The 20,964-nt window shown below is 58.9% G+C and carries 22 protein-coding genes; 13 read left to right on the top strand and 9 right to left on the bottom strand.

The features are described from left to right. A partial coding sequence (locus tag GGD50_RS28915) for a cytochrome b N-terminal domain-containing protein (RefSeq protein WP_183940621.1) occupies positions 1-398 on the bottom strand: 398 nt, incomplete at its 3' end. 10 nt (positions 399-408) lie between these two features. Then, positions 409-987 (bottom strand): ubiquinol-cytochrome c reductase iron-sulfur subunit, encoded by a 579-nt coding sequence (petA, locus tag GGD50_RS28910; RefSeq protein ID WP_183940619.1) that lies wholly within the window; start codon positions 985-987, stop codon positions 409-411. Between the two features lie 358 nt (positions 988-1,345). Between petA and GGD50_RS33435 the strand changes: the two genes are divergently transcribed. Beyond that, a complete protein-coding gene (locus GGD50_RS33435; RefSeq protein WP_183940617.1) occupies positions 1,346-1,690 on the top strand; it encodes a hypothetical protein in 345 nt (114 codons plus the stop codon). 11 nt (positions 1,691-1,701) lie between these two features. Here the strand turns inward: GGD50_RS33435 and GGD50_RS28900 are convergent, their stop codons facing one another. Continuing rightward, entirely contained in the window at positions 1,702-1,857 is a 156-nt protein-coding gene (locus tag GGD50_RS28900; protein ID WP_183940616.1) for a hypothetical protein, read from the bottom strand. A gap of 191 nt (positions 1,858-2,048) precedes the next feature. Between GGD50_RS28900 and GGD50_RS28895 the strand changes: the two genes are divergently transcribed. From GGD50_RS28895 to GGD50_RS28870, 6 genes are all read left to right on the top strand, one after another. Next, complete coding sequence (locus GGD50_RS28895; protein ID WP_246451594.1) at positions 2,049-2,594, top strand: cytochrome c oxidase subunit 3; 546 nt, start codon at positions 2,049-2,051, stop codon at positions 2,592-2,594. Further along, positions 2,591-2,878, top strand: coding sequence for a cytochrome C oxidase subunit IV family protein (locus GGD50_RS28890; protein ID WP_183940614.1), 288 nt, complete (start codon positions 2,591-2,593; stop codon positions 2,876-2,878). The genes GGD50_RS28895 and GGD50_RS28890 overlap by 4 nt, the downstream gene beginning before the upstream one ends. Positions 2,879-3,030: 152 nt before the next feature. Next, positions 3,031-3,483 carry a c-type cytochrome gene (locus tag GGD50_RS28885; RefSeq protein ID WP_183940612.1) on the top strand — a complete coding sequence of 151 codons (453 nt, stop codon included), beginning with the start codon at positions 3,031-3,033 and terminating at the stop codon, positions 3,481-3,483. 19 nt (positions 3,484-3,502) lie between these two features. Next, a complete protein-coding gene (locus GGD50_RS28880) occupies positions 3,503-4,843 on the top strand; it encodes a cbb3-type cytochrome c oxidase subunit I (protein WP_183940610.1) in 1,341 nt (446 codons plus the stop codon). Between the two features lie 25 nt (positions 4,844-4,868). Beyond that, positions 4,869-5,681: a CbbQ/NirQ/NorQ/GpvN family protein gene (locus tag GGD50_RS28875; RefSeq protein WP_183940608.1), complete on the top strand. Its 813-nt coding sequence runs from the start codon at positions 4,869-4,871 to the stop codon at positions 5,679-5,681. Positions 5,682-5,692: 11 nt separating this feature from the next. After that, on the top strand, positions 5,693-7,588 hold the full coding sequence (locus tag GGD50_RS28870) for a nitric oxide reductase activation protein NorD (protein ID WP_183940607.1): 1,896 nt from the start codon (positions 5,693-5,695) through the stop codon (positions 7,586-7,588). Between the two features lie 168 nt (positions 7,589-7,756). Here the strand turns inward: GGD50_RS28870 and hemN are convergent, their stop codons facing one another. After that, a complete protein-coding gene (gene hemN / locus GGD50_RS28865) occupies positions 7,757-9,109 on the bottom strand; it encodes an oxygen-independent coproporphyrinogen III oxidase (RefSeq protein ID WP_183940605.1) in 1,353 nt (450 codons plus the stop codon). 215 nt (positions 9,110-9,324) lie between these two features. On the opposite strand from hemN, the gene GGD50_RS28860 reads away from it, so the two are divergent. From GGD50_RS28860 to GGD50_RS28845, 4 genes are read left to right on the top strand one after another with little or no spacing between them, the layout of a single operon-like run. After that, on the top strand, positions 9,325-9,609 hold the full coding sequence (locus GGD50_RS28860) for a DUF2249 domain-containing protein (protein ID WP_183940603.1): 285 nt from the start codon (positions 9,325-9,327) through the stop codon (positions 9,607-9,609). Positions 9,610-9,623: 14 nt separating this feature from the next. Beyond that, positions 9,624-11,000: a hypothetical protein gene (locus GGD50_RS28855; protein WP_183940601.1), complete on the top strand. Its 1,377-nt coding sequence runs from the start codon at positions 9,624-9,626 to the stop codon at positions 10,998-11,000. Continuing rightward, complete coding sequence (locus GGD50_RS28850) at positions 10,984-11,505, top strand: DUF2249 domain-containing protein (RefSeq protein WP_183940599.1); 522 nt, start codon at positions 10,984-10,986, stop codon at positions 11,503-11,505. The genes GGD50_RS28855 and GGD50_RS28850 overlap by 17 nt, the downstream gene beginning before the upstream one ends. Then, positions 11,492-11,788 (top strand): metal-sulfur cluster assembly factor, encoded by a 297-nt coding sequence (locus GGD50_RS28845; protein WP_183940598.1) that lies wholly within the window; start codon positions 11,492-11,494, stop codon positions 11,786-11,788. Before GGD50_RS28850 ends, GGD50_RS28845 begins: the two co-directional genes overlap by 14 nt. A 449-nt stretch (positions 11,789-12,237) precedes the next feature. On the opposite strand, the gene GGD50_RS33590 is transcribed toward GGD50_RS28845, so the two are convergent. Together GGD50_RS33590 and GGD50_RS28835 are read right to left on the bottom strand one after the other, a co-directional pair. Then, the gene (locus GGD50_RS33590; protein WP_414125626.1) at positions 12,238-12,585 is read right to left on the bottom strand and encodes a hypothetical protein; all 348 of its coding nucleotides are present in this window, start codon (positions 12,583-12,585) and stop codon (positions 12,238-12,240) included. Positions 12,586-13,598: 1,013 nt separating this feature from the next. Further along, entirely contained in the window at positions 13,599-14,834 is a 1,236-nt protein-coding gene (locus GGD50_RS28835) for a cytochrome-c peroxidase (RefSeq protein WP_183940632.1), read from the bottom strand. Between the two features lie 160 nt (positions 14,835-14,994). On the opposite strand from GGD50_RS28835, the gene GGD50_RS28830 reads away from it, so the two are divergent. Beyond that, complete coding sequence (locus GGD50_RS28830) at positions 14,995-16,572, top strand: acid phosphatase (RefSeq protein WP_183940594.1); 1,578 nt, start codon at positions 14,995-14,997, stop codon at positions 16,570-16,572. A 268-nt stretch (positions 16,573-16,840) separates the two neighbouring features. On the opposite strand, the gene GGD50_RS28825 is transcribed toward GGD50_RS28830, so the two are convergent. Beyond that, positions 16,841-17,944: a saccharopine dehydrogenase family protein gene (locus GGD50_RS28825; RefSeq protein WP_183940592.1), complete on the bottom strand. Its 1,104-nt coding sequence runs from the start codon at positions 17,942-17,944 to the stop codon at positions 16,841-16,843. Between the two features lie 137 nt (positions 17,945-18,081). Between GGD50_RS28825 and GGD50_RS28820 the strand changes: the two genes are divergently transcribed. Further along, positions 18,082-18,513 carry an Lrp/AsnC family transcriptional regulator gene (locus tag GGD50_RS28820; protein ID WP_183940630.1) on the top strand — a complete coding sequence of 144 codons (432 nt, stop codon included), beginning with the start codon at positions 18,082-18,084 and terminating at the stop codon, positions 18,511-18,513. A 337-nt stretch (positions 18,514-18,850) separates the two neighbouring features. On the opposite strand, the gene GGD50_RS28815 is transcribed toward GGD50_RS28820, so the two are convergent. Continuing rightward, a complete protein-coding gene (locus GGD50_RS28815) occupies positions 18,851-19,837 on the bottom strand; it encodes a sugar-binding protein (RefSeq protein ID WP_183940590.1) in 987 nt (328 codons plus the stop codon). A 47-nt stretch (positions 19,838-19,884) separates the two neighbouring features. Further along, on the bottom strand, positions 19,885-20,865 hold the full coding sequence (locus GGD50_RS28810; protein WP_183940588.1) for an NAD-dependent epimerase/dehydratase family protein: 981 nt from the start codon (positions 20,863-20,865) through the stop codon (positions 19,885-19,887). Positions 20,866-20,964: the final 99 nt, after the last annotated feature.

Genomic DNA, 20,964 nt, shown 5'->3' with positions numbered 1-20,964 from the left:
ATCACGCCGAGGATCCAGAGGATTTCGCGCGGCGCCTTGTAGGAGCCGTAATAAAGACCGCGGGCGATGTGCAGATAGACCGCCACGAAGAAGAAGGAGGCGCCGTTGGCGTGCATGTAGCGCAGCAGCCAGCCGTGATTGACGTCGCGGACGATCTTTTCGACCGAGTTGAAGGCGATCGTCGTATCGGCCGCATAATGCATGGCGAGAACGACACCGGTCAGGATCTGCAGGACCAGCATGACGGCCAGCATGGCGCCGAACGTATAGGCATAGTTCAGATTGCGCGGGACCGGATAGGCGATGAAACTGTCATACATCATCCGAGGAAGAGGAAGTCGTGAATCGACCCACTTCTCAAGCGTGGTCGAAGGCTGATAGCTGGAATGCGCGCTCATGGATTCGTCCTCAGCCGATCTTTACGACCGTGTTTGACACGAACGCGTACGGCGGGATCGCCAAATTCTGCGGCGCCGGTCCCTTGCGGATGCGACCGGCGGTATCATAGACCGAACCGTGGCAGGGGCAGAACCAGCCGCCATATTCTCCGGCCTGACCGAGCGGCACGCAGCCCAGATGCGTGCAGGAGCCGATCATGACGATCCAATTCTCCTTGCCCTCACCCGCCGAGCGTTCTGTGCCTGTAGCCGTGGCATTCGCCGGCAGGTTGGCATTACGCGCGGTAGGATCCTTTAGCTCCGAAAGAGGCACGGCAGCAGCCACAGCCACCTCTTCCGGGGTGCGATTGCGGATGAAGACCGGTTTGCCGCGCCATTTCGCCGTCAGCGACATGCCAGGTTCCAGGCTCGAGACGTCGACTTCGATGGAAGCAAGAGCGAGCGTGGACGCGTCGGGGCGCATCTGGTCGATAAACGGCCATGCAACGGCGGCAACGCCGGCGGCACCTGCCGCGCCAGTCGCGAGATGGAGGAAATCGCGCCGGGTCGCACCGCCACCCTGCCCCTCATGTTCATTTTCAATGTTCAATGCCCGCACCTTTCCGGTCTTGATTGATCAGTGGAGACGGACGTGCCGACTCCAGCGCTGGCGACGTGTAAGATGCGGGAACAAAGCCGTATTTGCGCTGGGTCAAAGATCGGGACGAAGCGCTTGTTCAGGCGAAGAACGGGGTCGAGGCAGCGACCGAGCTTCGATCGCGTTCCCGTGTACGCTGGGAGATATCGTCCAGTTTGCCGCACTCAAAGCCCGGATACTAAGCGGCTTCCGTGGCGACGTCAGTCCGTTGCGCTAGTGCCGCGGCCTCGAGCGCTTTGCGGATTCGTCCGATGAGCTGTCGCTCCTCTTTGATGTGACTACGCATCGGGCAGAAGAATGAGCGCAGGAGATGGCCGACAGCATCCCACGAAAGCGGGCACTTGCCCGCTTTCAATGCGACGAGCACGTCCACGACATCCTGGGCCGACTTGCGTGCGAACATCCGGCTCATCTTCATACGTTCGATCGCGCCGGCCAGTTCTTCGCTTGTCATTATCAGAACAAGGCGCGAAGCTATCTCCTGCTCTTCCATATCGCAGGTGCTGTCCAGGCAAGAGAGCAACCCTTTCGTGATCGTTTCACAAAACCGCTCATCGATATGGCAGGGAAGGAAGTCGGCCACAGCCTCCAGAAGATCGCACCAGGAAAGAAGCTGATCATAGCAGCCTTCGAGGCCGTGAAAGGCATTGTTTGAAGATCGCATGTCTACCTCTGCATATATAGGCTGGCCGCGATGGCGACGGCAGCCAGAACGGCGGAAACAACGCCCGTGCGTTGCAGAACGCCCATGCGGTAGAGCGCTAGCGCGAACACCACGATCACCGGGGTCGCTATCGATAGTCCAATCTGTGCGTCGGTCATTGGGCCTCCAATCGTGGCGACCATAGGAGCGCTCAGCGGACGTTTCATTGCGATCGATCAAATAAACCGATCGGTTTCGGGAGCCCCGGCAGTCATAGGCCACTAACTCAGGGTTCTCAGTAGTCCCGCGACCATGTTCGTCGTTGCGTTACGGCAAAGAAGGAAGCAGCGAATGGACATACAGCTCTTCCATGACCATGACCGCAACATCACAGCCGGACGGGAACGTTGCGGACACCGACGAGGGAGACCTGCTCGTTTGGATACTCGCCTGGAGCGAGCTTGTGGCATTCGGCGCGCTTCTCGCTGCATTCGTTGCCGCAGGGTGGCTCCATCCTGCCGATTTCGAGGCCGGAAGAGCGCATTTGCATCAGGGCATCCCTGTATTGAACACCATAGTTCTGCTCACAAGCGGCTGGCTTGCAGCCTCCGCCGCTTCCCCGACCTCGCGAAGCAGACTTCGGCTCCTCGGAGCCGCAGCGGGCGGTCTGCTCTTCGTCGTCATCAAACTATACGAATACCAAGTGGAGGGGATATCGATCGTCGCGACTGACACCTTCACCCAACTCTACCTGCTGCTGACAGGGTTCCACCTCGCGCATGTTTTCTTTGGATCTGTGATCCTGGCGATTGTCGCGTGTTTCCCCAACCGGCAAAACGCCCATCTCATCAGCACGCTCTGGCATGTCATCGATATCGTTTGGCTGGTGATGCTCCCCGTGGTGTATCTGATATGAAATTTCACCGGGACGAGACAGCGCTCACGCAGACCTTCGCACTCCTCGTGCTTCTGACTGCCGGCGTCTTGGCGTCTTCGTGGTATTTGACCGGAGCCATGCCCAAATATCTTCTGCCGGCCCTTATCGCCTCGATGATCGTAGCGAAGGTGAGACTCGTCGTGCTCGACTTTTTGGACCTTCGACGGAGCCGCTCTCCCATTGGTCCGGCTCTGATTGCCTGGGCGGCGGCTATCCTGCTTCTTGCGCTCGCGAGGCCCCTGGTTCTCGCCGTCTGGCAGTAAAGCGTCGATAACCAAGGACGCGACCGCATTCGCCCGGATGCTTGCGAATTAACAAAGACCCCTCCCCCGAATTCAATCATGCAGAGGTCACGAGCAGATGGCTCGAACTTCGACGTCACGGCGGTTCCGCCAATGACATGAAAGGGTGATCGATGGCTGAACGCCTGACAAAAACCGCGGCCCGCAACGTCTTTTACGGCGGTTCCGCCTTCTTCTTCGCAATCTTCGTGGGACTGACGGCCCACAGCCACTACTACATTCGCACCGTTGCCACCAACGAGGCGACACTGACGGACGGCGTCGCCCGCGGAAAGCGGATCTGGGAGCGAAATTCCTGCATCAACTGCCACACGATCGATGGCGAAGGCGCCTACTTCGCGCCCGAACTTTCCAACGTGTGGATCCGCTGGGGCGGGGACAAAGATCCCGCCAGTGCCCGCGAGGCACTGCATGCATGGATGGCAGCTCAGCCATCCGGCATCGAGGGACGCCGGCAGATGCCCCAGTTCAACTTGACGGACCAAGAAGTGAACGATCTCGCCGACTTCCTCGAATGGGTCAGCAAGACGAAGACGCAGAACTGGCCACCGAACCAGGCCGGCTGAGACGCGAGAGGACAAAATCATGAGATACAAGACACAGAGCGTCGCAATGCTCTATTTCTACGGGGCTCTCGGCCTTTTCATGGCCCAGCTCCTGTTCGGCGTGCTGGCCGGCACGATCTACGTGCTGCCGAATACCCTTTCGGTGACGCTGCCATTCAATATCGTCCGAATGATCCACACGAACGCGTTGATCGTCTGGCTTCTGATGGGTTTCATGGGAACCACCTACTTCCTTCTTCCCGAGGAATGCGAGACGGAATTGTACAGTCCCAAGCTGGCGATTGCGCAGTTCTGGCTGTTTTTCGTCGCTGCGGGCGTGGCGGTCGTCGGATACCTCTTCCACATCCATGAAGGCCGCGAATTTCTCGAACAGCCCTTCCCCATCAAGGTCGGCATCGTCGTCGTCGCGCTGATGTTCCTTTTCAACGTCACGATGACGGCGCTCAAGGGCCGCAAGACGACGATCACGAACATCCTGCTCTTCGGCCTCTGGGGCGTGGCGATCTTCTTCCTTTTCTCCTTCTACAATCCATCAAACCTTGCGCTGGACAAGATGTACTGGTGGTGGGTCGTTCATCTGTGGGTGGAGGGCGTCTGGGAACTGATCATGGCCTCGGTTCTCGCCTTTCTGATGATCAAGCTCAACGGTATCGACCGTGAAGTCGTCGAGAAGTGGCTGTACGTCATCATAGGCCTCGCACTCTTCTCTGGTATCCTCGGGACCGGCCATCATTATTACTGGATCGGCGCGCCTGGTTACTGGCAGTGGATCGGCTCGCTCTTCTCGACGCTGGAAGTCGCACCGTTTTTCACGATGGTCGTCTTCACCTTCGTGATGACGTGGCGGGCCGGACGTAAGCATGAAAACAAGGCGGCACTGCTTTGGTCTATCGGCTGCTCCGTGATGGCGTTCTTCGGAGCGGGCGTCTGGGGATTCCTCCACACGCTGTCATCGGTAAACTATTACACCCACGGAACACAGGTCACGGCAGCGCACGGGCACCTCGCATTCTTCGGCGCCTACGTCATGCTGAACCTTGCGGCCATGACTTACGCGATCCCGCAGATACGCGGCCGGGCTCCCTACAATCAGTGGCTCTCGATCGGCAGCTTCTGGATCATGTGCGGGGCCATGTCCGTAATGACCTTTGCGCTCACCTTCGCCGGCATCATCCAGGTGCATCTGCAGCGCGTTCTCGGTCAGTCCTACATGGACGTCCAGGACCAGCTCAGCCTGTTCTACTGGGTGAGACTCGGTTCCGGGATATTCGTCTTCATCAGCGCGCTCATGTTCATTTGGTCGGTCCTTGTTCCAGGCCGCGAGCGCGTCATCAACGCCACAGTTCAGCCCGCCGAATAGGCGGGCTACCTCACGGAGATCGGAAATGACGATAGCTCTCAATCTTCCGCTGAACCCAAAGGCGGAAATCCCTCACTATACGCCTCAAGGCAACGAATGCGCACTGTTCGAACGCGCATGGACCCGGCAGTTGCCGGTCCTCCTTAAAGGGCCGACAGGCTGCGGGAAGACTCGGTTCGTACATCACATGGCCGCGCGGCTTGGACTGCCAGTCTCCACCGTTTCCTGCCACGATGACCTCACGGCCGCCGACCTGACCGGCCGCTACCTGCTCAAGGGCGGTGAGACGGTCTGGGTCGATGGCCCCCTTACAAGGGCGGTCCGCGACGGCGGCGTCTGCTACCTGGATGAAATCGTCGAAGCGCGCAAGGATGTCGCGGTCGTGCTGCATCCGCTCACCGACGATCGTCGAATCCTTCCGCTTGAACGGACGGGCGAGATCTTGGAGGCTCAGTCCGGATTCATGGTCGTCGTGTCCTATAATCCGGGCTACCAAAACCTGATGAAGGCTCTGAAGCCGAGCACCCGTCAGCGTTTCGTGTCGATCGAGTTCGACTTCCTTGCCCGTGAAAAGGAGATCGCCACGGTGGCGACCGAGAGCGGACTTCCGGAAGGAAAAGTCGCTCCGCTCGTCGATCTGGCGCGGCGCCTGCGCGCGCTCAAGGGGCAGGATCTGGAAGAAGGTGTGTCGACCCGACTGCTGATCTACTGCGCCACACTCCTCGACGCCGGACTGCCGACCTTTGACGCCGTCCGCGCCGCCATCATAGAGCCGCTCACAGACGAGCCCGACGTGAAGGCCGCGCTCCTTGAAGTGGCCAAGGCAACGTTTGCATAGGATCGGATACGATGCTGGAATTTCTGGAACTTGAAGAAACCGTAGGGCGCGCATGGCATCGCTTCGTCGGCGACACGAGCTCATGGCCGCGCCATCCGGATCAGGCGGTACAACTCGCGGACGTCAAGTCGCAGCTCGCCGTCTGCTTCCGCGCCTTCGGCGGCGAGTCTACTCTTCAGATCCAGAAGTCGAGGCAGAAGACCTCCGCCCATCGCCTTCGCCTGCGCCAGGTCGTAGGCCTCGGCGAAGAGAGGAGCGATCATCCGACCTGGGACAACTCGGCGCTGTACCTTCCGGCGACGATCGAAATCTTCGACGACACTCAGCTCAATCGCGACCTATACTTCTGGCTGGCGGGATATTTCGCGGTCGCAGTCGCGGTTGCGCCTGATCAGATGTCCTCCGACCTAGCCGTCCGGGATGTCGCCCGCGTCGAAGCGGGCCGCCGTAACTCACGGTTATTGGTGGAGACATTTCCCGGCATGAGCAGCCGGTATGCACGCCTGAGCCATGCTCTGGTTTCCTGCCGGCAGCGAGGCAGGCTTCCCTCGGTCGAGGCTCGGATCGAGACCTTCGCAATGACGGCCCTGTCCTTTCCGATCGAGCATGATCTCCCGCCCAACGCCCGGCCCGAGATTCATGCGGCGCCGGCGGGTTATCTCCCGATGCTGCCGATTCCACTCTGGCCGGATTTCCGGGGCGGGGCGGACGGCATGAACGCGGAGCGCGACGATCTTCCCTCCGATGCTTCGCAGCGTGACGAAACGGAAAAGCCAACACATGAAGGCAAGCGCCAGAAGGACGCCGACGATCGCAAGCGCGATCCGTTCATACTGAACCGGTTCGAGAAGATTCTCGCCATGGCGGAGATGGTGGCTGTGGACCGCCCAACGGATGACAGGGAAGACAACGAGCCCTCCGCCGCGGACGATCTGGACGAAATCACGCTCAGCGAGACGAGGGAGAAGCCGAAATCGAAGTTTCATTTTGACCTCGATCTTTCCCCCGAAGCCGCTGATCCCAGGCGCATTCACGGGGAATTCGTCTATCCCGAATGGAACTATCGCAAGGGGGAGTATCTCCCCGATCATTGCCGGGTCGTGCTCGGGACGGCTCAGGACGATGACCGGATGGCACTGGCCAGCGATCAGTCCGTCATTCGCAAGGTGAAGAAGCAGTTCGAAACACTTCGTCCAAAGCGCGAAATACGACGGGCGCAGTTGGACGGAAGCGATCTCGATCTCGAAGCGGTCGTCCGCTCGCGTATCGATCTTCTCGCCACGGGGCAGCCGAACGATCACATCTACGAGTGCGCCCGACCGGCTGCGCATGAACTCGCAACCTCGCTGCTCGTCGACGTCTCCCTGTCTACGGATTCATGGGTGGACAACAGAAGGATTCTCGATGTGGAAATGCAGGCCCTCGACGTGCTCGCACGCGGTCTTGACGCCTGCGGCGACAGGTTCTCCATCGAAACCTTCACCTCGCGCCGACGCGACTGGATCCGTATCGATTCGGTCAAGCGCTTCGACGAAAGCTTCTCACCGGCGGTCGCCTGCCGCATAGCCAGCCTGAGGCCCGGCTACTACACCCGCATGGGCGCCGCGATCCGGCACGTCTCGCAGCAGCTCGACAAGCAGGGCGCTAGGAAGAGACTGCTGATGATCTTGACCGACGGGAAGCCAAACGATGTCGATCACTATGAGGGAAGGTTCGCGCTGGAGGACTGCAGGCGGGCGGTCATCGAGGCGCGGGGCCGTGGCCAGGTCGTTTTTGCGGTCACGGTGGATCGAAGTTCGGGCGACTACCTTCCCGCGATCTTCGGCCGCCACGGATATGCGCTTGTCTCTGATATCGCCAAGCTGCCAAGCACCCTCCCTGCGATCTACAGGAGCCTGACGGCGTAGCCGGTGCCTTCGGGTGCATAGCTTCAAGAAAGGGAAACGACCTTCCTGGGGGAAGGTCGCGCATGGCTTTCGCGTTGTGGAGACGGTCATATGAAAATCGAACGTCTCGGAGCCAGCGGTTTCGCCGGGGCTTTACGACCCAATCAGCAGTGAAGGTTGCGGCGGCGCCTAAGCCGCCTTGCTATGCGTTCGTCCCAGCGCTCCTAAATAGGCATCGAACACCGCTGCCACAGCACGGACCATAAAGCGCGAGTCCTTGGAAACGGTGACGCGGCCTTCGACAATGGCAACCACTCCGTCGGCCACCAACTCGCGAAACCTGTCGTTCCGCTCTAGCAGGAATCCTGCATCGTATCCGGCCTCGCGGCTAAGCGCCTCGAGATCGACCTCAAAATCACACATGAGCCGTTCGATGACCCGGCCGCGGAGCCTGTCTTCCTGGGTGAGAAGATAGCCCTTCGCAGTTGGAAGGATGCCGGAAGAGACCATATCGGCATACCGTCCGATCGCGACATGGTTCTGGTAGTAACCGGATGGCAGACGTCCGATGGAGGAGGCCCCCAGGCCGACGAGGGTTTCGCAATCGTCCGTCGTATATCCCTGGAAGTTTCTTCGCAGCGTGCCGGAGCGGGCCGCGATCGCGAGTTCGTCATCAGGCAGCGCAAAATGATCGAGGCCGATTCGGACGTATCCTGCGGCGACGAGGGCCTCTGCAATGGCTTCAGCCTGCTCGTTGCGCTCTTCGGCCCCTGGAAGCGCGGACTCGTCGATGAGCCGTTGATGCTTCTTGAATGCGGGGACGTGAGCGTATCCGAAAACCGCGAACCGCTCCGGCCGCAGCTCGATCGCCATCTTCACCGTTTCGACGCAGGAGTCGACGGTTTGAAAAGGCAGGCCATAGATGAGGTCGAAGTTGATGCTCGAAACGCCGTAAGCCAGCAGGCCTGCAACCGCCGCCTTCGTCTGGCTGAACGTCTGGATGCGGTTGATCGCCTTCTGGACGACCGGATCAAAGCTCTGGACGCCAAGACTTGCTCTGTCGACGCCGTTCTCGCCGAGCGCGATGATCATTTCGCTTGTAAGCGTCCGAGGGTCGATCTCGACCGCCACGCTGGCTTCCGGCACAAAGGAAAACGACGTTCGAAGCTTCGTCATGAGAGCTGAAAATTCGTGCGGCTTCATGATCGTCGGCGTGCCGCCGCCGAAATGCACATTCTTGACCGGCATGTTGCCGCCGGCAGCCTTCGAAACCAGTTCGATCTCCCGGCTCATCACGTCGAGGTAGTCGAGAATAGGGCCGTCGTGGCGGGTGATGGTCGTATGACAGCCGCAATACCAGCACATGGCGCGGCAAAAAGGGACGTGGAGATATAGCGACACCGGGCCGCCTGTCGCAGCGGCTGCCAAGGCCTGCTCATAGTCCTCTGGCCCCACATTGGCCGCGAATGCAGGCGCGGTGGGATAACTCGTGTAGCGTGGCAGGCGGGCTTCGCCGTATTTGGCCACCAGGGCGTTGGACATCTTCTTTTCCCTTATGAAGCTCATGGCTCCTTATGCCCGCCGGCGGGAAAGCCTTCCTTGTCATAAGTCAATGAAGGGGAACTCCGACTATCCGAAACTTTCCTGATGTTTGTTCGCTGTCAAAGTTCGCAGATTCCCGAACGCGTATCTTGAACATCGACGAACGGGCGAGCCGTCGTCCACGCACTTCATGAGCAGCGGCAAAAGGAACCAGCATGACCGACGCCTATCCCACCCAAATCGACATCGCGCATATCGACGTCCGAGTTCTTCGGCCAGCCGAACGTCATCCGCGCATTTTTGGCGCTCTTCATGCGCTGACGCCGGGTGCAGTCCTCCACATTACGAGCGACCACGAGCCACGACCGCTCCAGTATCAATTGGAAACTGCCCTACCCGGCAAGTTTTCCTGGGAATATCTGGAGCAGGGACCGGAGGTGTGGCGTGTCGAGATTACGCGCCTCGACGCCGGCTGCGACTGCTGCTGCGGCAGCCACTGACGCGGGGAGGCACGATGATGCCAATGGGCACGAGCCTGTCGCGATGGACGATGTCCTATTTCGCAGCGGCGCTCTTATTTCTGCTCTTCGCGGAAGGCTTGCTTGCGACCGGAAGCCGGGTGCCGTCACTTGATATCGCCGAGCCCCGTGCGCTCATCATCGTGCACTCAACGACGATCGGATGGCTGGGCCTGCTGATGATCGGAGCCCTTCTGCAATTCGGACCTGTCGTGACGGGGCTAAGCCTGCCGACCGGCAATCTCGGTCTGACGGTCCTTGGCGGCGTGGTTTTCGGGCTGGGACTGCTTCTGTGCGGTTTCAGGCTGATCGAAAACGGCTCTGTGATGGCCGGTCCAGTCATGGTCACCGCCGCGTCAGTTCTGGTTATTTCGATCCTGTCGATCGCCTCCGTGCTCTTCGCACTTCTCTGGCGCGGGCGAAACGCCCATGAAGCGTCGCGCTTTCTCCTCATCGGAATTTGCAGCCTGGCGGCGACTGTCGCTCTGGGCGCGCTCTTTGCGCTCGTGATCTCCGGCACCATCGGCATACCGTCCGTCGTGTCCTTCGTGGTCGACGCCGCGCCGTTGCATGCCGGCCTCGGACTGGGCGGCTGGATGACGTTCGGTGCGATCGGGGTCACCTATAAGCTGCTGCCGATGTTTCTGCTGTCGAACGACATGAAGCGGTCCGTTTTGCTTTACAGTGGCGGGTGGGCAGTGGTTGGCCTTCTTGTCTGCGCTGCCATCGCGCTCGTCTTCGACGCCAATGTCGCCGCGGGCACGTTGGCCCTTCTCGCGCCCTTCTTCCTTTTGATCGCCACCGCGGCATACCTGGCCGAACTGTTTCGCACCTATCGCGGCCGTCGCCGGAAGACTCTTGAGCTAAATACCTTCTGGTCTCTGCCAGCGTTCGTCCTGCTCGGCGCTTCGGTTCCGCTTCTGGCTTTCGCGCTTGTCTTCCACGCTGGCCAACATGCCATCATCGCACTCTCCTATCTCTTCGTCTTCGGCTGGCTGAGCGGCCTCGGGCTCGCGCAGCTCCTGAAGATCGTACCCTTCCTCACATGGATCGAGGCGTTCGGTCCGCTCCTCGGACGGCGTCCGACGCCACGCCTGGCGGACCTTGTTGCCGCCGGCCGGTCGTCCATTTGGCTCGGTGCTTTCTACGTGGCGGTCGTCTGCGCCGCGGCCGCGATCTTTCTACAATGGGATGACGCCTTCCGCATGGCTGCGTTCGTTCAGGCGCTTTCGACCGCAGCGCTTGCCGTGGAGCTCGCACTGTCGCGAGGCCTCGTTGGCGTAGACGCCGAAGCCAAGCAATTCCCGTTCAAACATCCATCATTCTTTTTTGCCGGCAACAATAGAGGTAACGCCAATGGTTCAGCTTCGTGAACTCGACGTACGACAGATCCTGCGCGATGGCGGGATGCCCTTTCAACTGATCATGGATACCTTTGCCAGCCTTGCTCCAGGCGAAGGTGTCAGGCTTCACGCCATTTTTGAGCCCAGGCCGCTGATCCGGCAGCTCTCGCAGCGGGGTTTCACCTACACCGCGCGGCGGCTCGCGGAAGACGATTGGGAGATCGAGTTCCTTCCCGTTGCCGCTGCAGACGATGCCCGGAAAGGCGACGCGGAAGCGATTTGGCCCGAGCCAGTTTGGAACCTCGACCTCACCGATCTACCTCCCCCCGAACCCATGGAAAGAATCCTGGCAAGGCTGGAGACGATGGCAAGCGGCGAAGTGCTTTTCGCGCTGTTGAACCGCGAGCCGGTCTTCCTGTTCAACGAGCTGAAGGAACGAGGGCACGAGTGGATCGGCAACTTTGATGAGACGGGTAGCGTATACCGGATCATGATCCGGGCGACGCCGATGGATGGCAGCGATGCGCGGAACTGACCCGACACGGGAGGACGTGCTTGATGCCCTCCGGGAGATCGACGATCCCGAGGTCGGAACCAACATCGTCGACCTCGGCCTGATCTATGATGTCTCGATTTCAGATGGCGGCGTCGTAACGGTCGAGATGACAACCACCACCCGCTTCTGTCCGGCCTCGGAATTTCTATCCCAGGCGGCGAAAGCCAGGATCGAGACGCTTGCGAACGTCAGCGAAGCCGTCGTCAACCTGGTCTATGATCCGCCGTGGTCACCCGAAATGGCCGATCTAATGAGCTTTTGAACGGGGTCTCGATGCCGATAGGCTGGGAGGGCTCCTGCAAGGGCGCTCCAGGCCGCCTGTCCGTATCCTTGCCACCAACGAATTTCGACAACACCCTTGTTTACGGCAATATGATCGTGAATCCGCAGGTTCCTATGGCTCTGTCCGTCCTCTCTTCAGTTGGTGAGCGATAGACTTGTGGACTGCCCTGTTAATGTCCGAACCCGATTGAACGGATTTTCGTTCAACAATGAGTGGATACTGGTGTTGTGGCAGATTCGGATGCGTTGGTGCACCGATGCGCGTTCGCGCGCGGCGATCGGATGCCTATAACACAACGCGTGTTCCGGCAGCTTCAGCAAATTACGGCATCGGACGAGATGACGGCAGGATTGATGGGGCGCAAGTCCTTGCGGCTCCTTATTCCCATGTTAGCCAACGCAGACGCCTGCCTATTTGGATTGTGACCATCAGTATAGCGGCATAGGCCAGCGCGCCTGCGCCGATCTGGAGGATATACCCAACTCAACGATCGTACCGGCTCGCCCAGCAGCTCCGAAACAATGGCGACGATACTGCGCTATTCCGAGAAAGCTTCCGACGACGAGCGTGCCCGAATACGAGGCGAGAAATACAACCAGACGATTGCCGACGATCTGGCGCGAAAACGCCATGTCCTCAACAAGAATGGGTTTGGTCACATGTAGGCGCGGTAGCCGCCTCGCGGCGCGCGCCGATCCAAAAAGGAGAACGAGCTGGCAAACTATTTTGGCCCCGGCGAGCGCCGACGCATGGGCATGGAGGTGGAGCAACACCATTGCGGTGGTCAGGCCCGACGTCTCTCCCGTAGTCCTGACGATCGCGCGTTGACGCAGGCGGCCGAGGACAACGAGCGTTCCATCGAAAGCCGCGGTCACTGCCGCGGGCAGCATCCAGCAACATGAACAGAGAAGGCAGGGCACTCTGCTTTACGTCGCCCGTCAGGCCGTAGAAGGCGGCAGTGGCAAGGATGCCGACGGCGGTGAAAAAGCAACCGCTGAAAAGCGAGATGGGGGTGACTTGGTCAAAGCAATCCTCCTCATCACCCGCTTTCATCATATATTCCGACCTGGATCTGGTCAGTCGTCCGTGCACCACATTCCAATGATCGTAGAGACGACCGTTGTCCCCACAGTATGTTGGAAGGGGCACTTGAGACGGTTGGCGTTTGGTACCCCAAACCGTCGTCGAATCCGCGCCGGCGCGGCATGATTTAGCATCTAGAAATTCGTCTTTTGGTAGTATAAAATTAGGAGGCGGACAAGTTTCCCCGACACTTGAGCGCACTCAGTGAGCCGTTGTTCGGTTCCCGGCTCTGCCTTGCCCCACAAGGCGGAGCCGAACCTTCCACGGTATGTGATGGAAGACGGAAAGCGTCCAAGCGGAATCGGAACTACGCTCAGGATCCATTCGTCCGCGTGACGCAATAGTCGCTGTGAGGCTCACGCCGAACCCGCTCCTCGACGCACGGCTAGATTTTTGAGCATTTTGCAGCGTGCTTGTGGACCACGAAGACCGCTAGTACAAATGCTCGAGGGGTTCTTGCATGGGGGATGATCATGGACGTCGATAAGGCGATTGCGCTTGTCTCTGCGGCCGGTATCGAACTAACGGACAGGCGCCGCCTAGACGCCGATGACGGCTGGTCCCTCAGCTTCTCAAACGGAACTGAACTCCAAATAGGCGATAGCGGCAAGATAACGGTTTCTGGCAAGGGTGCGGAAACTATCGCCCGGCTACTCGATCTGCCGAGCAAGCGACAGCATCGGGCAAATCATGGCCGCTCACGCCCTCACTCCGATGGTTCGTAGCCGTCAGTGAGCGTGCCGAGGAAGGCTACGACGTCGTCGATTTCAGCGGGAGAGAGCGCCGGCTCGTCTCCTGTCTTGCGATCGAAAGGTGGGTCGGTGTTGATGTTGGCCTTCGCCGCCGCCGGCAGATCATCGTATTTGTCAACGCTCCCGTCGGGCCTGCGAGGATACCAGCGCTCCGGATGGGTCTCCCGTTCCACGTAGAAGCGTACGGCGTCACGCAGAGAGTGAATGTCGCCATTGTGGAAGAAGGTCTTGCGAAGAGCGACGTTGCGCAGTGTTGGTGTGCGAAAGAGCCCGCAATAATCCTCACGCCCAATGAAGTCGGTGCGCAGGGGACCGCATAGGCCGAGATCGTAGAACGCCGGATCCTTGTTCGCAGGAATGTCGCGATTGCGGGGAACGCCGATGGCGATCAGCCCGTAATCGGTGAACTGCGGCGGCGTGCCATCATTGCCGCGCTGACTGACGTGACAGGAAGCACAGTTCCCCTTCTCGGCTGCATTGAACACGTCGAGCCCCCTTGCCTCTTGTGGTGTGAGCTGAGCCTTGCCGGCCAGCACCGCGTCATATTTGCTCGAATAGGGATAGAAGGTCCGATAGTCCTGCTGAAAGACTTCCAACGCCTTGACCGCCGTTCGAAAGACGATCGCCGGATCACTGCCGGCCTTTAACCCGGCAATATCGGTGATCGCCTTGCCGTAGCGCGCCGCGAGCACGCGGCCAGCCACGTCAGCTTCACTTTTATTGCCCATCTCGAAGTCAGACAGCAGGGGAATCTTGGCTTGCTCCCAGCCGCGATCGACCCGGCCGTCCCAGGTCAGGCCACCGGTCGGCCCATTGTCGACACTTTCGTCGGCTTCGTCCTCGGATTCGAAGAAGTGCTCGGTGAAGGGCGGCACCACCTGCAGATATTTGAGCGAAGGCACCGCCCGCAGGCCCGGCTGATGCAAGTCGCCGCCGCCGAGTTGCACGGCCTGGTCATTGGTCGGCCCGAAGGCGTGGTTGGGATCGTGGCAGGAAGAGCAGGCCATCTTGCCGGATGCTGACAGGGAGGGATCAAAGAAGAGGGCTTTCCCGAGCGCGTTCAATGCTTGTGCTTGCCGTCGCACGTCCGCCCGCGACACAGCTTGACCCGTATGGACCGAGGTCGTCGTCAACAACAATGCAGCAGTACAAATCCCGACCCACTGTCTTGTTCGCGATTTGGATTGCATCGTTACGGTCGTGTCCTTCACTGCAATCTCAGGTCCGTCCAAAATATCGTTAGACGGATTTTAGAATCATTTCAATTAGAGCTTGCGTTAGCTATTCGCCCGGATAAGCTGTCGTCCGCGGTGGAGGTACACCCACCGAATTCTGGGGAGGCCAATCCAAATGAAATCGATCTCTGCTGCGGCCGTCTGCGCCTTAAGTCTTTCTGTGACGGCTTTTGGTCCTGCCATCGCCGGCGGTAGCGCCTCCGGCGCAACGGCTGGGTCTGCGCGGAATACCACCGGTGATCTGAAGCTGATCGATACCGTGGTGGTAATCTATGCGGAAAATCGAAGCTTCGACAATCTCTACGGCAGCTTCCCAGGGGCTAACGGGGTTTCGAAGGCGCCGGCAAGTGCCCGCATCCAGCGCGATCGCGACGGCAGGCCTTTCCGTGAGTTACCGCCGATCTGGGAGGGCCTCACCGCCAAAGGCGTCACACCGCCGGTGACCCAAGCGGAGACCGAGCACCTCCCCAATCGGCCGTTCCGCGCAGACGACCCCAAAGGGTTCAACCTCACTTCGAATACAATCACGCGCGACCTCTGGCACCGCTACTATCAGAACCAGATGCAGATCGATGGCGGACGCAACGATAAATTCGTCGCCTATGCCGATTCAGGCGCGCTAGCGATGAGCTTTTGGGACGGCTCGAAGACGGCGATGTGGAAAGTCGCTCAGAAATACGCGCTGGCCGATAATTTCTTCATGGGCGCTTTCGGCGGCTCCTTCTTCAACCACCAATGGCTGATTTGTGCCTGTGCGCCCTATTATCCCAACGCCGACACCAGCGCCGCTAAGCCTTCGATCGCAGTGGTCGAGCCGGACGGGGTGACGCTCAAGGCCGCCGCCAACTCGCCAAAATCCGCGATGGATGGCATTCCGAAGTTCGCCGGCGATGGCAATCTCACGCCCGATTTCTACGCCGTCAACACCATGCAGCCACCCTATCAGCCGAGTGGCAATGGTCCCGCGCCGGACGGCGACAAAGCACTGGCAGACCCGAACAAGCCAACAACATTGCCGCCACAGATAGAGCCCACCATCGGCGATATGCTCAGCCTCAAGCATGTGACTTGGGCTTGGTATAGCGGGGCTTGGCAGGATGTGCTCGACCATGGCAACAAGGAGCCGGTGCCGAATCTTCAATATCACCACCAGCCTTTCAACTATTATGCCAATTTCGCTCCCGGCACCGCGGCCAGGGCCGAGCATCTGAGGGATGGCGGCTTAGGCGGCACTGAGTTCATCAAAGCGATCGATGCCGGCACGCTGCCGCAAGTCTCTTTCTATAAGCCCCAAGGCAATCTTAACGAGCACTCCGGCTATGCCGATATCGAGGCCGGCGATGCCCATATCGCCGACCTGATCGCGCATCTTGAGAAGAGTCCACAATGGCCTCATATGCTGGTCGTCGTCACCTATGACGAAAATGGCGGCATTTGGGATCACGTGGCGCCGCCCAAAGGCGACCGTTGGGGACCGGGTTCACGTATTCCAGCCATTATCGTCTCGCCCTTTGCGCGGCACGGCTTCGTCGATCACACGCCAATGGACACGACCTCGATCCTACGTTTCATCACGCGCCGCTTCGAACTCCCGACGCTCCATGGCATCACCGTGCGCGACGCTGCTATCGCGGCGCGCAAACAGAAGCCGCTCGGCGATCTGACCAGTGCACTTATGCTTACGCAAAAGTGAGGCAGGCGATGTGTTGATTGTGGAATGGGCCAGTCCTTCCATAATCAGCACCCACCTAGAACCAGAATCAGGAAATCGAAGCCGTCGGTTTTCAAATCGAACCATTCCGAATCGTCATCGACGTGGTCTCGGGCACGATGCATTCATATGTTCACTCGAGGCAGACACCGGCCTACATACGCCTAAACCTTGGGCCTGCGCCGCCTCCGCAGGACCAACACGCCCGATATCTAACGATGTCAGCGTGTTGGTCATTCTGACGTTGAGGCTAAACGGCCTGCTTTAGACGAAGCGCTTCCGGGTCGTAGACCCGTCCAAAGCGATTGTTGAGGAAATCGGCTAGAGTGACCTCTTCCTGCCGAACGAAGCCCTTCTGAGGGAGCTTTCCAGAAGCAAGAAGATCAAGAACCGTCGTTATGCCAGCCGCCGTCGTGACCTGGATGGCACTCATCCTCTTGCCAGCAACGACCCCTGCGTAGACCTTGTTTGCATAGGTTTCCTGAAGATAGCGACCGTCCTTCCAGCCGCAAACGGTGACGAAGATCACGACGACGTCCTGCATGGTGGCAGGAAGTGCGTGCTCGAAAAGATCCTTCAGCACATCACGACGGTTTTTCAGGTTAAGGTCGTTCAGAAGCGCCTTAATTATAGCCTGGTGGCCGGGATACCGGATCGTCCGGTAGTTCATCGTGCGCACGCGGCTCTCGAGTGTCTTGGCCAGCGTGCCGAGGCCGCCGGACGTATTGAACGCTTCGTAGGTGACGCCATCGAGGGAAAACTCTTCCCGCTCTTCCATGGCCGGAACAGTCACCAGCTTGCCTTCGACGATCGCTTCGCAGGGCTCGATGTATTCGTTGATGAGCCCATCGGTGCTCCAGGTGAGATTGTAGTTCAGAGCATTAGACGGATACTGCGGCAGTGCGCCCACCCGCATGCGGACGCTATCCAGAGTGTCAAATCGCTTGGCAAGATCGTTCGCCACAATTGAAATAAAACCGGGAGCCAAGCCGCACTGGGGAATGAAGGCCAGGTCGGAACCCTTTGCCAATTCTTCGACCTTTTTGGTCGTGGCGACATCTTCCGTGAGATCGAGGTAATGGACCGATGCCTCAAGAGCTGCTTCGGCCACCTTGCCGGTGAGATTAAATGGTGCTGCCGAGAGGACAGCAAACTTGCCGCGGAGCACATCGACAAGTGCCTTCTTGTCGGCAATATCGACCACTGCACCAGATATCGCCGGATGATTGTCCAGCTTTGCTAACTGAACCTGGTCGCGATCCGTCACGATCACATTGTAATCGCCAGTTTCAGCGAGCATCACAGCGATCGCGCCACCGATCTTGCCGGCACCAATTACCACTATGTCCATCATATAAGTCCCCTCGGTTTGCATATAGGATTTTTATAAATGTGAGGGGAGTTCGATCGAATCATAGCGACCAATAGCGCATTATGCTGCATATTATTTGGCAGATCGACGAGGCTGATTATCATAATGTCGAGGAAGCGATGAACCTCACAGACAAGGATCGGGAATTGCTGGCGTTGCTGGGCGACAATGCCCGGATGCCAGTGGCGACATTGGCAAAAAAGCTGCTTCTATCGCGAACGACGGTACAGGCCCGCTTGGAGCGACTGGAAAGAGAAGGCGTTATTGCAGGCTATGGCGTCAGGTTGTCAGATGCTTATTCATCGAGCCTGGTGAGAGCGCATATCATGATCACGCTTGCACCGAAGGTGCTCTCACAGGTTTGCAGCACGCTTCAGCGCATTCAGGCGGTCAAGTCGCTTCATTCCGTGAGCGGTACGTTCGATCTTATCGCGGTTATTGAAGCGCCATCGATCTCGGAGCTTGATCGACTTGTCGACGAAATCGGCATGGTCGATGGTGTCGAGCGCACACTCTCGTCGATTATTTTGTCCACTCGGATCAGTCGGTGATCGATCCTATATAGTGGTCCCTCGTTCGACCGAGACGAAGGGACGAAATCAGTCGCTGAATTGAAACTGGCCGAAGCAGCCGGCAGCCAAGACGCCCCCATATCAATCAGGGCGTCAGGCGCGCGGGGCCCTCCTCTCCTGAAGACCTTGCCGACAGATGGGATCGGGCGGTTGATCTCGGGGCTATGCCAGAAATTGATCTCAGCCCGGCGGGACGAAGGCGTCCAGCCGGGCCTATTTCGGTCATTATTTTCCCATCTGCTTTGCGTTGCCAGGTGTAATGGTCGTGGTGTCGACCGGCACCGTAACCGCGAGGCAGACCCTCCAAAGGCGAACGTCATTTCTGGATACAGGTATCGACCGTATCCTTGGTGCATTCGTCAAGGCCGGTGAAGACTGGATCATCGACCTTCTTGCCGGCAATCAGATCCATCATTACGGAAGGTGCCTTGTAGCCCATTTCGAAAGGCCGTTGGCCGACGAGAGCGGTAACCAGACCTTCGCGTGCGATCGCTACTTCGTCACCGATGGTGTCGGCGGCACCGATGACGAAATCGTTGCTGGCGAGACGCTTGGCCATGGGCTTGAACAGATCCCGGTAGGGCTGCGGCGCTCCGAACAGCGGCCAGCCGCCTTCGATGGCGAAACCATCGAGATCCGGATTAGCGGCGAGGATGTCGGTCATCGCCTGAACGCCCTTGGCACCGTCGTCATTGGTGAAGACCGGGCAGCCTGCGACTTCGGTCCAGCCGCCTTCGCCCTTCAGCGCCGTTAGCCCTTTCTTGCCGGTTAGGGCATCGCGTGTACCCTGGGCGCGGCGCAGAATGTTGTCGGCGCCGGGATTGCCTTCGATCAGGCAAATTTTCCCGCCATTGGGTTTGGCCTTCTTAATATATTCTCCGATACGAACACCCATCAGGTAGTTGTCCGTTCCGAGATAGGTCTTGCGCAGAGCGGAATCTTCAGCGGCAAGATCAGCGTCGATCGTCATCACCGGGACCGATGGATTGGCCGTCTTGAGGGTCTGGGCGATAAGCTTTGCATTCGACGGCGAAATCGCAATCGCAGCCGTGTCGGCCTTGCCGAGCATGTCCTGGACGATCTGCGCCTCTCCTGCCTCGTCGGATGTCGATGCCGGGCCAGTGTAGAAGCACTCATATTCCGCGCTGGCATTTTCCTTGTTCCACTTCTGGCACCCCTGGTTGATTGCCTCGAAGAACGGGTTGTCGAGGCCTTTCACCACGATGACGAGCTGCTTTTTGGCAAGGGCATCCCCCGCGGCCAGTGCCAGCACTGCGGTGGCAATCAATAACGTTTTCTTCATTGGTACCTCCACTTGAAACAGGCGGACACGGCGTGTCCGTCATGCGATCAACCCGGATACCAGACGACGCGCGGATCATTGCGTGGCCGCTCGTAACGCCAAGCCGAGTCGATGAGCATTTCCAGATCGTATTTGGGTTGCCAGTCCAGCAGGTACTTGGCCTTGCTGTTGTCCATCCAGTTCGAATAATATCGGCTTGGTATGTCGACGGAGTCGAGGCCTCGCGTGCGGGCAAGGTAAGCAGCGACTTCCCCATAATCGACCGGGCGGTCCATGCAGATGTTGAAGAGCTCTTTCTTCGCACGCGGATTGTCGATCGCCGAAAGGATTGCCGAGACGAGATCATCGACATGCACGAAATTGCGTTTCAGCGGCCGGCCGTCGGCATCGCGCAGCAGAGGCACGGTCCCCGTTCGTGCGTATTGCTCGGCGTCGGCCTCCGGAACCAGCGTTTTCCAGCGGGGGCCGCCGAATACGTCGTCGCCAAAGGATAAGCTGCATTTGAAGTCATCCTTTTCCATGATCCAGGGCGCACGGAGACAGCAGCCATTGATGCCGTATTGGATCGTGAACTGCTCCAGCATCACCTCTTCCAGCACTTTCGACAACGCGTAACATCCGGGATAGGCTCGGTGCGGCGCATGCTCGGTAATCGGACCATCATGGCGATAATAGAAATGGCCGATGCCGGCATCGCCGCCGATGAGGATGAACTGCCGCGCGGTCGCGCTTGTGCGGAATTCCTCAAGCAGCCAGAAGAGACCCTTGACCGTCACGTCCATGACGTCGTCGGGCGTTTCCTTACAGGTGGCAAGATGCAGAATATGAGTGACCCCGGAAAGCGCCGCAATCACCACGTTCCGATCCGCGATCGAGCCGCGTGTCACCTCAACGCGGTCGTTTTCAGGACACAGACGATTATGGCAAAGCGCACGGATGCGCGCTTTCGAAAACCGCGGGTCGTCAAGCAGCTCGGCGATAAAATGCTGCCCGACCTTGCCCGTCGCTCCGGTGACAAGGATCAGCATACCCCTACCTCTATAAATAGCTAATATTCTAGCGCTTCGCTCGTCAACGAGTATTTGCCTTTGCTAAACAATTTTTGAGTTAGTTGAGCCAATTCATCG

Origin of the sequence: Martinezella paranaensis, from assembly GCF_014200235.1 — a bacterium.
Lineage (GTDB): Bacteria > Pseudomonadota > Alphaproteobacteria > Rhizobiales > Rhizobiaceae > Rhizobium > Rhizobium paranaense.
Note: the sequence above shows the minus strand (reverse complement) of the source record. Positions and strands in the feature narration are given on the sequence as shown.

Excerpts from the sequence above, each read along its gene's own strand:
- GGD50_RS33435 (WP_183940617.1), top strand. The coding sequence starts at position 1,346 with ATGGCCGACAGCATCCCACGAAAGCGGGCACTTGCCCGCTTTCAATGC.
- GGD50_RS28900 (WP_183940616.1), bottom strand. The coding sequence starts at position 1,857 with ATGACCGACGCACAGATTGGACTATCGATAGCGACCCCGGTGATCGTG.
- GGD50_RS28895 (WP_246451594.1), top strand. The coding sequence starts at position 2,049 with ATGACCATGACCGCAACATCACAGCCGGACGGGAACGTTGCGGACACC.
- GGD50_RS28890 (WP_183940614.1), top strand. The coding sequence starts at position 2,591 with ATGAAATTTCACCGGGACGAGACAGCGCTCACGCAGACCTTCGCACTC.
- GGD50_RS28885 (WP_183940612.1), top strand. The coding sequence starts at position 3,031 with ATGGCTGAACGCCTGACAAAAACCGCGGCCCGCAACGTCTTTTACGGC.
- GGD50_RS28880 (WP_183940610.1), top strand. The coding sequence starts at position 3,503 with ATGAGATACAAGACACAGAGCGTCGCAATGCTCTATTTCTACGGGGCT.
- GGD50_RS28875 (WP_183940608.1), top strand. The coding sequence starts at position 4,869 with ATGACGATAGCTCTCAATCTTCCGCTGAACCCAAAGGCGGAAATCCCT.
- GGD50_RS28870 (WP_183940607.1), top strand. The coding sequence starts at position 5,693 with ATGCTGGAATTTCTGGAACTTGAAGAAACCGTAGGGCGCGCATGGCAT.
- hemN (WP_183940605.1), bottom strand. The coding sequence starts at position 9,109 with ATGTCCAACGCCCTGGTGGCCAAATACGGCGAAGCCCGCCTGCCACGC.
- GGD50_RS28860 (WP_183940603.1), top strand. The coding sequence starts at position 9,325 with ATGACCGACGCCTATCCCACCCAAATCGACATCGCGCATATCGACGTC.
- GGD50_RS28855 (WP_183940601.1), top strand. The coding sequence starts at position 9,624 with ATGATGCCAATGGGCACGAGCCTGTCGCGATGGACGATGTCCTATTTC.
- GGD50_RS28850 (WP_183940599.1), top strand. The coding sequence starts at position 10,984 with ATGGTTCAGCTTCGTGAACTCGACGTACGACAGATCCTGCGCGATGGC.
- GGD50_RS28845 (WP_183940598.1), top strand. The coding sequence starts at position 11,492 with ATGCGCGGAACTGACCCGACACGGGAGGACGTGCTTGATGCCCTCCGG.
- GGD50_RS33590 (WP_414125626.1), bottom strand. The coding sequence starts at position 12,585 with ATGGTGTTGCTCCACCTCCATGCCCATGCGTCGGCGCTCGCCGGGGCC.
- GGD50_RS28835 (WP_183940632.1), bottom strand. The coding sequence starts at position 14,834 with ATGCAATCCAAATCGCGAACAAGACAGTGGGTCGGGATTTGTACTGCT.
- GGD50_RS28830 (WP_183940594.1), top strand. The coding sequence starts at position 14,995 with ATGAAATCGATCTCTGCTGCGGCCGTCTGCGCCTTAAGTCTTTCTGTG.
- GGD50_RS28825 (WP_183940592.1), bottom strand. The coding sequence starts at position 17,944 with ATGATGGACATAGTGGTAATTGGTGCCGGCAAGATCGGTGGCGCGATC.
- GGD50_RS28820 (WP_183940630.1), top strand. The coding sequence starts at position 18,082 with ATGAACCTCACAGACAAGGATCGGGAATTGCTGGCGTTGCTGGGCGAC.
- GGD50_RS28815 (WP_183940590.1), bottom strand. The coding sequence starts at position 19,837 with ATGAAGAAAACGTTATTGATTGCCACCGCAGTGCTGGCACTGGCCGCG.
- GGD50_RS28810 (WP_183940588.1), bottom strand. The coding sequence starts at position 20,865 with ATGCTGATCCTTGTCACCGGAGCGACGGGCAAGGTCGGGCAGCATTTT.